The 12,691-nt window shown below is 33.0% G+C and carries 7 protein-coding genes; 4 read left to right on the forward strand and 3 right to left on the reverse strand.

Features of this window, described 5'->3' with window-relative positions:
- Positions 1–21: 21 nt before the first annotated feature.
- From NQQ59_RS02515 to NQQ59_RS02525, 3 genes are all read right to left on the reverse strand, one after another.
- Positions 22–3,135 carry a glycoside hydrolase family 2 TIM barrel-domain containing protein gene (locus tag NQQ59_RS02515; protein WP_144213307.1) on the reverse strand — a complete coding sequence of 1,038 codons (3,114 nt, stop codon included), beginning with the start codon at positions 3,133–3,135 and terminating at the stop codon, positions 22–24.
- 522 nt (positions 3,136–3,657) lie between these two features.
- Complete coding sequence (locus NQQ59_RS02520) at positions 3,658–4,968, reverse strand: BNR repeat-containing protein (RefSeq protein ID WP_144213308.1); 1,311 nt, start codon at positions 4,966–4,968, stop codon at positions 3,658–3,660.
- Between the two features lie 312 nt (positions 4,969–5,280).
- The gene (locus NQQ59_RS02525) at positions 5,281–5,532 is read right to left on the reverse strand and encodes an AcvB/VirJ family lysyl-phosphatidylglycerol hydrolase (RefSeq protein WP_257698123.1); all 252 of its coding nucleotides are present in this window, start codon (positions 5,530–5,532) and stop codon (positions 5,281–5,283) included.
- A gap of 346 nt (positions 5,533–5,878) precedes the next feature.
- Between NQQ59_RS02525 and NQQ59_RS02530 the strand changes: the two genes are divergently transcribed.
- The 4 genes from NQQ59_RS02530 (at position 5,879) to NQQ59_RS02545 (ending at position 12,635) form a co-directional block, all read left to right on the forward strand.
- Positions 5,879–8,029 carry a TonB-dependent receptor gene (locus NQQ59_RS02530; protein ID WP_144213309.1) on the forward strand — a complete coding sequence of 717 codons (2,151 nt, stop codon included), beginning with the start codon at positions 5,879–5,881 and terminating at the stop codon, positions 8,027–8,029.
- Between the two features lie 193 nt (positions 8,030–8,222).
- Positions 8,223–8,900, forward strand: coding sequence for a response regulator transcription factor (locus NQQ59_RS02535; RefSeq protein WP_144213310.1), 678 nt, complete (start codon positions 8,223–8,225; stop codon positions 8,898–8,900).
- Positions 8,893–10,158: a sensor histidine kinase gene (locus NQQ59_RS02540; protein ID WP_144213311.1), complete on the forward strand. Its 1,266-nt coding sequence runs from the start codon at positions 8,893–8,895 to the stop codon at positions 10,156–10,158. Before NQQ59_RS02535 ends, NQQ59_RS02540 begins: the two co-directional genes overlap by 8 nt.
- A 65-nt stretch (positions 10,159–10,223) precedes the next feature.
- Positions 10,224–12,635, forward strand: a complete 2,412-nt coding sequence (locus NQQ59_RS02545; protein ID WP_144213312.1) for a TonB-dependent receptor domain-containing protein — start codon at positions 10,224–10,226, stop codon at positions 12,633–12,635.
- Positions 12,636–12,691 lie beyond the last annotated feature (56 nt).

A 12,691-nucleotide genomic window follows, 5' to 3' on the forward strand; every position in this document is an offset into this window, starting at 1 on the left:
TTACAAACATAACTAAAAACACTAATTTACAAGTGAAATTATATAAGAATAATGGTATTGTTTGTCTAATAATCGATATTGATCGTGTGGCAAACGTCCCCAGCTGTCATCACCGCCTAGACCTCTTTGTTTATAATCGAGATGAAGATACACTGCTTCTTTAGAATCTAAATCCAAATCTGATGGATGTCTTTGTGCTTTTGTTTTTCCTGGATCCAGAGCTTCAGTTGAGATATTGAGTGCACTAAATCCAAGTGGCTGTAATCCTTCGATTTTTACTCCTTTGCCATTTGCATTTTGTAGCTCTAACCAACGAACATCTGTTTTATAACCACCTTCTTGTGGACGAATATAACTTTTAGTGTACTGATTGATTACTTTATCGGAGTATTCTCCAATAAATGCTGCTGAATTTCTATCCGAATAATTTTCCCAAGGACCTCTTCCGTAATAACTTAAATTCTCGAATGCTCCATTCAACTTCGCACGCATTCCAAAACGAGGCATTTCTGGTAATTCTTTTCCTGACAAATCTATAGCGGCAGTAACCTTTATCGCTCCATTATTTTGAATTAAATAATCTACTGTATAAGGAAGATCGACTCCTGCTAATTTGTAAACTACTTTTATCACTAAACCTTCAGAAGATTTTTTGTCTACTGTTGCACTTACCACTTTTGCATTTTGCGATGCTTCTTTCCAAACTACCAGTTTATTTTCCATGTTACTTCCAAAATCATTATCAGTTGGAGCACGCCAGAAATATGGAGTTGGGAAATTGGTAAAAATTGGAGTCGTTTCGTTTTTCAAATTGTATTTTAAAATTTCTCCTTTTTGAAGATCAAATTCTCCCGCAATCTTTTCTGTTTCAAATGACACCAAATTACCTTTTACAGCATACTTTAATTTTGAAGTACTTTTTTCGCTGTTATTGTTTTTAAAATAAGAACCTTTTCCTATTGCAAACTGTTCTCTTGCAAACTCATGTCCTTTTTTTACTAATGGCGCATCGTGTTTTGAAACCGCATAAACATTTAAAAAATATTCTGAATTTTCATCAATTGAACCTAAATCTAAAGCGACTTTTTTACTTTCTGCAGGCGCATTATTCAAATTAAATTCTCCTGATTTTACTTTTACACCATTTTTAGTCAATTCCCATTTGAAATTATAATCAGAAAGAGTGGTGAAATTATACAAATTCGTTACTGTTAAATCTGAACCAGAAAGCTGAAAATGAATATTTTGGTATACTTTTTTGATTTCGCTTAAAGCTGGTTTTGGCGTTCTGTTTGAGAAAATAACTCCATCAGCACAACCATTTTCATCATGCTGTAATTTTGAACCACCTAAATCTCCACCATACGCCCAAAATGTTTTTCCGTTTGCATCTTTGGTTTTTATTCCTTGGTCAACCCAATCCCAGATAAAACCACCTTGCATGTGTTTACTGCTGTTGATGATATCCCAATATTCCTGAAAATTTCCACCGCTATTTCCCATTGCGTGTGCATATTCACACATAATGTACGGACGGTTTTTATTAGCTTCAGCATAAGATTTCATACTTTTAATTCCAGGATACATCGGACAAACAATATCCGTATTTCTATTTTCTCCAGCCTGCTCAAACTGAACAGGGCGTGTTGTATCGACTTGTTTTAACCAATCGTAAGCATCGTAAAAAACAGGTCCGTTTCCGCACTCATTTCCTAAAGACCAAATAATAATCGACGGATGATTTTTATCAAATGCAAACATTCTTTTGATACGATCTAAATGTGACGGCGCCCACTCTGGCAAATATGCAGGATGTTTTTTCTGATCAAACCAGTTTTGCCATTCTGCACCCATTGCATGCGATTCGATATTGGCTTCGTCAACGACATAAAAACCATATTCATCACACAAATCATAAAATTTAGTATCGTGCGGATAATGGCTCATACGAATAGCATTGATGTTGAATTCTTTCATTAACTGAAGATCTTTCAACATTAATTCTTCGTTTGGAACGTGTCCATTAACATCATCATGTTCGTGAATATTCACACCTTTTACCATCACTGCTTTTCCGTTAACCAAAAGCTGTGCGTTTTTGATTTCAACTTTTCTAAAACCTGTTTTTTTAGAAACTGCTTCCAGAATATTTCCTTTACTGTCTAACAATGTAATGGTGTAGCTATATAAATTTGGTGTTTCAGCATTCCATTGTTTTACATTTTCAATGGTTTTTGAAAAACTGATATTGGTTTCTTTTGCGTTTGCTTTTTTACTTTCAGAATAAACCGTTTTCCCTTCTTTATCAAACAATTCTACTTTTACAGATGGATTTTTGATTTTATTGTTTTGGAAAGTTTTCAAGGTAACATCCAAACTAAAAAGTCCGTTTTTGTATTGATTGTCTAAATCGCTTTTTATAAAATAATCCCAAACCGTAGTTTTTGGCATTGCCTGTAAATAAACATCGCGTTCAATTCCGCTTAATCTCCAGAAATCCTGATCTTCTAGATAACTTCCATCGTGCCATCTAAAAACTTGAACCGCAAGTAAATTTTCTCCCTTCTTTAGAAAAGAAGTAATATTAAATTCAGCAGGAGTTTTGGATGCTTTTGTCATTCCGACCTCTTTTCCATTCAAAAACACTCGCGCATAACCTGAAATAGAACCAAAATGAAGTATGATTTCTTTGTCATTCCAAGAATCTGAAATCGTAAAATTGCGTCTGTAACTTGCAACAGGATTATAATCTCCCGCAATAAAAGGAGGATTTTTAGGAAACGGATACACAATATTGGTATAAATAGGAATATCAAATCCTTGCAACTCCCAGTTTGAAGGCACCTGAATTTCTGACCATTTGCTAACATTAAGTCCTGGCTCGAAAAAATTCGCAGGTCTTTGTGCTGGAGTCTTTACAATATCGAATTTCCAAAGTCCGTTTAAACTTTGATATAATGCCGATTTTTTTGGATTGTTTTCCTTTAATTCAGCTTCATTACTAAATAGAAGAAATGAACTTCGTCCTGCTTCTTTTCCTCGATCCAAAATTTGAGGATTTTCCCATTCATTATTCTGGGCATAATTATTTTGCAGACCCAAAAACAAAGTAAGTGCTAATACAATTTTTTTCATTTAACTACACAATGGTTTTTAAAATTTAATACTCTTCCATTTATTTCAGAATGGGCAATAAGTACTTATTAGAAATACATTTAAAAAAATGCATTTTCCTCACTAAAAAATAACGTGCCTAGTTCCGAAATAAAATCAACTTCACAAATTTAGATAACCACCTATAAGATAAGAGGGGCGTTACAGTAAATTAGAAGGGGTATTTCCGCAAAAGCACATTAAAAATGTATTTACAAGGCATTATTTCACATTATTCATAATTATGAAATAAAAAAATGTGAAAGGGAAAAATTATATTTATAATAAAAATTACCTCAAAAATTAACTAGTCCTAAATTTAGTTTCAACACATAGAAACATAGGATTTGTAGTTAAAAAAAACCTACAATAAAGCAATTTATTTCTTTAACATAGATTTTCGCTATGTTTATTTAAACAAATGAAATGCCTTTCTAAAACTTCATAAATCTATGTATATATGTGTTTGAAATAATTTAAGATTTATTTCTTTTTCGCAGATAATTAATCTTTCAAAACAGGTAGTTGTTTTACTTCCAAAATTTGAACAGGCTCCGGATTTGCGTTTACCAATCCTTCACCATCTGCCTGATTTACATTTTGAGAAAAAATGTGTAGTTCTTGTTTCTCTTTCCAGAGTTCTTTATCAAAATTAGGTTCCCATTGCCCTACTGTAAGGCGACTTACATCATCTAATTGCCATTTTTTAGTCTTTAAATTGGCAGAAGCTAAGGTTATTTTATTATTTCTTTCTTCATCTCTAAAAAGCAAATACAGCATCGATTTGTTTACCAGAATTTCAGGTCGTGAAATAGGAATTCTTTTAGTTCCGCCCCCACCAAGGTTAAAAGATGTTTTACGAAAATCGGTATCCATTAAATTCCATTTTCCATCAGATAAATAGACTACTTTGTATTGTGGCTTACTGTTATTATTCCAGTAAGTAGCGATATACGGATTGTCTTTTTCATCTACAGTCATAGCTGTTTGGTTTATTAAACTGCTGTTTTGTGGCACTTCCCAGGCATGTTCAGCTGTTGCTTTTGTAATAGGCAAAATGTATTTTTCTCCTGTAGACTTTTGCCATGTTTTTCCTCCATCAGCAGAAAAAGCATAACAAACATCATGGTTCGTCGACACATCCCAGCTTTCTCTCCAAACCCACGAAATATAAATCCCTTTTTTACCTATACACATTTGCCAATACGCACTACGTTGGTTTTCTCCATCCAGTAAATTATTTTGTAAAGAGGTCCATTCTTGTTTTTTTAGATCATACGATTTTATAACTAAATTTCCTCTTCCAGAAGCTCCAGAACGGTAGCAAAACAATAGATTTCCGTTTGATAAATTATGAAATTCAGGATACGTTACTTTATCTTCATCGATTCCTGTCATTGGTTTTTCTTCTCCTAATTCTAGAGAAAATGGCTTTTTACTTCTAGCATAACGCAAGCGCGTATCATGATGATCCCAGCTCACGTGAAGATAACCTTCTCCATCTATTACAATACTGATATCATTGTGGGCATCTTTTACATTTCCACTATATGGAGTAATGAGTTTGTCCCATTTTTTTGAGTTTAATTTTCTTTTGGCTAAAACCATTCTGCCTTCCGGATCATAATAAGCTGTGTATTGATCTCCTTTGAAAGAAGTAAGTGCACTATTTCTAAAAATAACTGTATTGACAGAATTGTTACTCCAACCTAATCCGACTTCACTCTCAGTAGTTTTTAACTGAGCATTTACACTAACTGAGAAAACGATCAGCATTAAAATTTTACTTAACTGACTATTTAAATTGATTTTCATTTTTCTTTTTCTTTTAACAAAATAATTAATTAGGATTACATTTTTGTTGATTGAGTATAAATGTCTCTGCAGTTAAAGCTATCTCAGAATAAAAGTTTTGACTTTTATAGATATACTTTATTTTCTATTTTGAGAAAAACTTGCAAAATTTCGGAATGGCATCACAAATTAATTCATTCTTATTTGAATTAACAAATTGTATTGAAAGTATAGTGCTGTTTTTGGGTAACTAAAAAACGCTAAACCGAAAGATTTAGCGTTTTTATATCTTTTGAAAAAGTAAGTAAAAACAACAAACTTAAAAATCGTCTTTTACAATTTCATTTCTTTTAAAATGATTTCTGCAATTTTAGTGTAATCATTGTTATAATGGTGTGAACCTGGAATTTCAACAGTTTTTATATCCGATTCTGTAAAACGTTTTCTAATTTCGGGATCTTCTTCACTTCCAAAGAAACAAACAGGATTATAGGTTTTAATTTTATCATTTTCACGTAGAAATGAAATCCCTTTTCTTCCTTTAAAATGATTTAAAAACGTATTAAAAACTGGCAGTACTTTCATACACAGAAGAAATAATTTATTTATAAAAATCAAATTATGTCTACTATAATGTCCAATAATTATCTAAAAAAAAGTAACCAAATTTTAAAATTCAGCTGTTACTTTTTAGTTTTCTAATTTTCACTGTAACAGAGTAACTTTTCTCTTAAGATTTACTTAAGATATTACTTAAAGGAAATAAAAAAAGTGCAATCACAAAATACACATAGTCCTAATTAACAATAAGTTGCATTTACAGAATAACTAAGAAATCTTACCAATTAAGTAAACATCATTCTTTATTGATTGTAGCAACAAACTGAAATGCATATTTTTGCCTTATATTAATTAAGTCTAAATAAGTAAAATGAAAATTTATATTCCCGTAATGCTGTTGCTACTCGCAGCAAGCTCTATACACGCACAACAAAATCAAACAAACCAAAACAATATTACACAAGATACTATTAGAGATAAATCTAAATCGGACAATGAACTTCATGAAGTAGTGATTTCTGCTACCAGACAGGCAGAAAGTCTTGATCAAGTACCATCATCAGTTACTCTTATTTCTAAAAAACAACTTCAACAACAGCTAAGCATAAGCACTAATATGAGTGATATTTTAGGTGCTTCAGTTCCCGGATTAGGATTCAGTACGAACAGAACTTCAAACCTTGGACAAACACTTCGCGGTCGTCGAGTATTGATTATGATTGATGGTATTCCTCAATCTACTCCACTGAGAGATGGCGCAAAAGATATACGTTCACTTGATCCAGCTGCTTTGGAACGTGTAGAAGTTATAAAAGGAGCTACAGCAATTTATGGTAATGGTGCCGATGGCGGACTTATCAATTACATCACCAAAAAGGCCAATCAAAACAAACTTTTTAGCGGTACAACTGAAGTTGGAAGCGCATTTTCGCTTATCAAACCGAAAGAAACTGCAGGATTCTTTGTTTCTCAGCTTTTTAGCGGTAAAGCAGATAAATTCAACTATGTAGTCAGCGGACGATATGAAGAAACAGGTCTTTATCGTGACGCAAAAGGTCGTGTCCTTTCACCTGATTACGGAATGAACGATCTTAGAAACTGGAATGCTTTCGCTAAATTAGGTTATGATTTTAATGAAAATAATCGTCTAGAAGCTATGTACAACTATTATAAAAGTACTCAAGTTACCGATTACATTGCTCAAGCAGGAGTTTACGGAAACTTTGATAGACCAACTATTGGTGTAAAAGGTACTAGGCCAGGCGAATCTGAAGGGACTCCGTATAATCACAATGCAAGTTTAACCTACACAGGAAAGAATATTATCGGACATACCGATCTGAGCGCTGTTTTATATTTTCAGGATTACTTGACTGTAATTAATTACAGTGACTTTTTTGAAAACAACGGACAACCTGCCACTCAGAGTAAAAAACTTGGATTTCGTCTTAATATGAATAGCCCGTATGAAGTAAACGATCTAATTAATGGAAATGTAACTTATGGTCTCGATATCCTTTCTGATATCACAGATACTCATTTAACAGACGGAAGACTTGTTATTCCTGAAATGAAAATGTCAAACCTTGCACCCTATTTCCAAATTAAAAATATGTTTGGTCCAAATTTGGTATTAAAAACAGGTCTAAGACTTGAAAATGTGCACATAAAAGTTCCTGATTACACTACCATTGCTATTCGAAACTACGTAGCAGGCACTTATGTTGGCGGTGGCGTTAACGTTAATGGTGGAAGTTTAGATTTTAATACTCTTATGTTTAATGCTGGACTTCGTTATACTAAATGGACAGCTTTTAAACCTTTTGCCAGCTTTTCTCAAAGTTTCAGTGTAGCCGATTTAGGGCTTGTCCTGCGTCAAGCAAAGGAAAATACGGTCAGCAATACTTCTATCAAAGCTGTAGTAGCTAATAACTACGAAGTTGGTTTTTCTGGTGTAATTTCAGATCTTTCTTATGAAGGAGCTGTTTATTACAGTACTTCTAAATTAGGAGCTTCTTATGTTTATGTAGATGGTAATCCGCAGATTTCACGTTCTCCTGAAAAAATTTATGGTTTCGAATTTGGTGCTAAATATAGGTTTCACCCTAAATTTGATCTTGGCGCAAACTATTCTTATACAGAAGGAAAAAGAGAAACTACAACAGCCGAAGTTTATCTTGGTGGAGATCGTATTAACCCTCCTAAACTAACCGCTTTTGCTTCGTACAGACCATTAGAAAACTGGTCGATTTTTATGCAGATGGTAAATACTTCAGGAAGAGACCGATTTGAACCTGTAAACGGAGCCTACACTTACGGGACAGGGCCTATAAAAGCATTTACGACTTTTAATCTTTCCTCAAGTTATGTGTTTAATGAAAAAACAACACTACGTTTAGGAGTAGAAAATTTACTCAACAAAGATTACTATTCGGTGATTTCGCAATGGCAAGTAAATAACATGAGTTATGTAAAAGAGAACGGCGCACGTATGACAGTAAGTCTTTCTCATTCCTTTTAAGCATACATAAAAATAAGCTTTTCTAATAAAAAGGTTGTCTTTCAGGGCAGCCTTTTTTTATTCAAATCTGTAGAGAATAAATACTTTACGAACTAATTGCAAATTATCCTAAGTAAATATTTTTTTCTAAATTTAGTCAATCAAAAAACAGCCTATTCAGATTTTCTTCAAAATTGAAAATAACATTTGTAGCATGAAGATTTTAATTATAGAAGACGAAAAAGAAATTGCGCAAAACATTAAAGATTACTTTAATAGCAATAGTATACAATGTGAAACGGCTCATACCTACAATCTGGCACTCAATAAAATTGAAAACTATGATTACGATTGTATTCTTTTAGATTTAATGTTGCCGGATGGTGATGGTTTTGAAATATTAAAGGAATTAAAAAAGAAAAATAAGACTGAGGGTGTCATTATTATTTCGGCAAAAGAAACCCTTGAAACCAGAATAGAAGGCTTTAATCTTGGTGCAGATGATTATCTTACCAAACCTTTTCATCTTTCTGAACTTCTTGTGCGTATGCAGGCTCTTATACGCCGTAAAAATTTTAACGGAAGTAACAGTGTTGTTTTTAATGAAATAACAATTGATATTTTCTCTAAAAGTGTTACCGTAAAAGATCAAAAACTGGATTTGACCAAAAAAGAAATAGATTTGCTGCTGTTCCTTATTGGTAACAAAGAAAGAGTATTATCCAAATCAGCTATTGCAGAACATCTTTCTGGCGATATGGCCGATATGCTGGACAATCACGATTTTATTTATGCTCATATCAAAAATTTAAAAAAGAAACTCAATCAGGCTGGAGCTGGCGATTATATCAAAACAGTTTACGGACTCGGATACAGATGGGAAGATGAATAAAAAAAAATTACTTCAAAAAAGCACAGAAAGCTTTCTGATTTTTTCTGTTATCATTCTACTGATAGCGGCTCCCGTATTTTATTTCATCAGTCAATGGCTTTATATTTACGAGACAGAAGAAGTCCTTTTAATGCATAAAGGCGCTTTTGTAAAAGAAAGTCATTCTAATTTTACAGAAAATGATATTACACTCTGGAATAAGTACAATCGCGATGTTATGATTGTTCCTGATATGGGGGTGAAAAAAGACAGTATTGTAGGCGTTATCATGTATGATGACATTGCGGAAGCAGATGAACCTTTCCGAATTCTTTATGCTCCTGTTACTATTAATGGCAAAAAATATACCTATACAGAAAGAATCAATCTTCTGGAAATGGAAGGAATGGTTTTTAGTGTAGCAGCCATGTTTTTATTAATTATCATCATACTTCTTGTTGGTATTATATGGCTTTCAAAAATAACTTCTGTCAAATTATGGAAGCCTTTTTATAATACTTTAAATCAGATTCATGACTTTGAAATTGATAAAAATAAAGCGCCCGATTTTCCTCCAACTCATATTGACGAATTTGACCGCTTAAACAAAAGTCTAGAGCTTTTAATTGAAAAAAATACGGCTATTTACAAAAGTCAGAGAGAGTTCATCGAAAATGCGGCACATGAACTTCAGACTCCTCTTGCCCTTTTTCAGACTAAAATAGAAACTTTGTCGCAGCTTGATCTCAATAAAGACCAATCAAATCTTGTTGGTTCAATTTCTAATGATGTTTCCAGACTCAACAGACTCAATAAAAATTTATTGCTTCTTTCCAAAATTGACAATGAAATTTATCTAGAAAAAAGCCCGATTACCATCAACAGTTATATTGAAAAACATCTTGACTTTTTTACAGAACAGGCCGATTATAAAGAAATTGCTATTACAATTGATTTTAGAAACAGTTTAGACATTATTGCTAATCCTGCTCTGACCGAAGTTCTAATTAACAACCTGTTCCTTAATGCTATTCGTCATAACAAAAAAGGCGGTCAGATTGTAGTAATTACACTCGAAAATGAAATTATTTTTCAAAATACTGGTGTTGAAACTTCCCTTGACACCAAAAAACTTTTCAATAGATTTTCTAAAAATAATCCTTCTTCTCAAGGGAGTGGTCTGGGACTTGCGATAGTCAAAAAAATTGCGGAGGTCAATAATTGGGCTATTAATTACTCTTTTGAAAATAATCTTCATAGTTTCAGCGTAAGGTTTTAGCCAATTCAGAATTTCTGCAAAATCACTTTTAATCTTTGTACTGCAATAATTTATAATCCAGTATAATGAAATTAAAAATGATTTTGCTGTTTTCATTTCTATTAATGAAAGTTTGCAGCGTTTCCGCCCAAAACCATACTGCATCAGTTTCAGGTCTTATAAAAGATCATGTATCTAAAGAACCTGTTCCTTTTGCCAATATCGTAATTAAAAATGCCACTGATCAAAAATTTATAGCAGGTACTGTAACCAGCGAAGACGGACGTTTTATCCTTCCAAATATAACTTCGGGAAATTATCTGCTTGAAATTACTTCTATAGGTTTTAAAACCAAAACACAAAAATTATTTGTTGGAAGTCTTTCTGATTATCTTGATCTTAATACTATTGAAATCGAGCAAGATATCAATAACCTGACTGAAGTTGTAGTTACTGCAAAATCTTCTAATTCAGGAACTCAAATCGATAAAAAAGTCTTTTCAGTCGCCGATAATATTGCACAGAGCGGCGGATCTGTTCTTCAGTCCATGCAGAGTCTTCCCGGAATTACAACTAATGAAGGAAAAATTCAGTTGAGAGGAAATGATAAAGTAATGATCTTAATTGATGGAAAACAAACTGCGCTCACTGGTTTTGGAAATCAGTCGGGTCTGGATAACATTCCTGCTTCTGCTATTGAAAGAATTGAAATTATCAATAATCCATCTTCTAAATTTGATGCTAACGGAAATGCAGGAATAATCAATATCATTTATAAAAAAAACAAACAGGAAGGTTTTAATGGTAAAATCGGAATCAGTTCTGGTTATGGCGCTTTATGGGAAAGAAAAACAAATCTTCCTTCAGTACGTCCTCAGTATCAAATGACTCCAAAAATCAATCCTTCGTTGTCCTTAAACTATCGAAAAGAAAAAATAAATGCCTACCTACAGGCTGATTATCTGTATACAGAAACACTCAATAAAAATGAATTTGTAACACGTACTTATGACGATGGTAGTGTGGTTAATCAGCAGACGGTTAGAAATCGAAACACTCATTTTACCACTCTTAAAACCGGTATCGACTGGAATTATAACGAGAACAATACTTTTGCCTTTTCTGGACTTTTTGGAAGTGAAAAAATTATTGATAATGGAGATGAACCTTTCTTTAATCAAGATTATTCACAGCGTCTTCGTTTGTGGCAATTTTTAGAAGATGAGCTCAAAACAACTGTGATGGCGAGTGCTTCCTACGAACATAAATTTAAAGAAGCTGGTCGTAAATTAACTGCCGGAATTAATTATACCTATCACAGAGAAGATGAACAATATTTCTTCACCAATATAATGCCCGATTTTACTGGAAAAGATGCTTTTAAACTTCTTTCAGATGAAAAGGTTTTGGATTTGAATTTGGATTATGTTCGTCCATTAAAATACGGGCGTTTTGAGACCGGTTTCAAACTTAGAAACAGAGAAATCCCAACCAATATGCAGTTTTTTCCTGGTGAAAATTCTCCTATTGATGCCAATGCAGGCGGATGGGCAACGTACAAAGAAATTATTCCAGCCCTCTACTCCAACTATATTTATGAAACAGATAAAATCGAAGCAGAAATTGGACTTCGCTTGGAATACGTAAAATTAAATTATGATGTTAATCCTAATCATCCAACGTATAAAAGTGATGGATATAATTATACAGAACCTTTTCCGAGCGTGCGTTTTGGTTATAAAATAAACGAGCAAAATAAAATTACAGCATTTTACAATCGCAGGGTTGATAGACCGAATGAAGTTGATATTCGTATTTTTCCTAAATATGATGATGCAGAGATTATCAAAGTCGGCAACCCTGCTTTACGACCACAGTTTACAAGCGCATTTGAATTAGGCTATAAAAAAACCATCGAAAAAGGAAGTTTGACAGCCTCTCTGTACTATAGAATTGTAAACGGAACCATAACCCGAATTGCTACAACAGTTCCAGGTAGTACTTTGATTTACAATGTTTTTCAAAATGCTGACAAAAGTTCTTCAGCTGGTATTGAGGCTATTTATGCGCAAGAACTAAACTCTTGGTATTCTTTTAATTTGAATGGGAATATCTATCAAAATACCATTGATGCATTTTCGGTTACCAATTTATATCCGCAGCCAAGTACTTATTTTGGAGAACGTCAACAGATGGTTTCAGGAAATTTAAAATGGAATAATACCGTTCAATTCGATAAAACGCTAAAAGGTCAAATTTCCATGATTTATTTAGCACCAGATATTATTCCACAAGGAAAAATTAATTCTAGATTTTCAGTCGATCTAGGTCTTAAGAAAACAGTTCAAAAAGGAAAAGGAGAAGTCTTTTTAAATGCTTCTGATATTTTCAATACGCTGGTAATTAAGAGAGAAATTCAGGGAATGGGATTTTCATACAATAGTCGGGATTACTATGAAACACAGGTTGTTCACTTTGGATACAGTTATAAATTCTAACTTTTTTCAAAAATTCAGATTTAATTCAAAATTGGTTGTGAATTTCGTTGCGTAAT

This window comes from Flavobacterium panacis (assembly GCF_024649945.1).
GTDB classification, from domain to species: domain Bacteria; phylum Bacteroidota; class Bacteroidia; order Flavobacteriales; family Flavobacteriaceae; genus Flavobacterium; species Flavobacterium panacis.

Bases quoted from the DNA above. Each gene is read 5' to 3' on its own strand.
- NQQ59_RS02515 (WP_144213307.1), bottom strand. From the start codon at position 3,135: ATGAAAAAAATTGTATTAGCACTTACTTTGTTTTTGGGTCTGCAAAAT.
- NQQ59_RS02520 (WP_144213308.1), bottom strand. From the start codon at position 4,968: ATGAAAATCAATTTAAATAGTCAGTTAAGTAAAATTTTAATGCTGATC.
- NQQ59_RS02525 (WP_257698123.1), bottom strand. From the start codon at position 5,532: ATGAAAGTACTGCCAGTTTTTAATACGTTTTTAAATCATTTTAAAGGA.
- NQQ59_RS02530 (WP_144213309.1), top strand. From the start codon at position 5,879: ATGAAAATTTATATTCCCGTAATGCTGTTGCTACTCGCAGCAAGCTCT.
- NQQ59_RS02535 (WP_144213310.1), top strand. From the start codon at position 8,223: ATGAAGATTTTAATTATAGAAGACGAAAAAGAAATTGCGCAAAACATT.
- NQQ59_RS02540 (WP_144213311.1), top strand. From the start codon at position 8,893: ATGAATAAAAAAAAATTACTTCAAAAAAGCACAGAAAGCTTTCTGATT.
- NQQ59_RS02545 (WP_144213312.1), top strand. From the start codon at position 10,224: ATGAAATTAAAAATGATTTTGCTGTTTTCATTTCTATTAATGAAAGTT.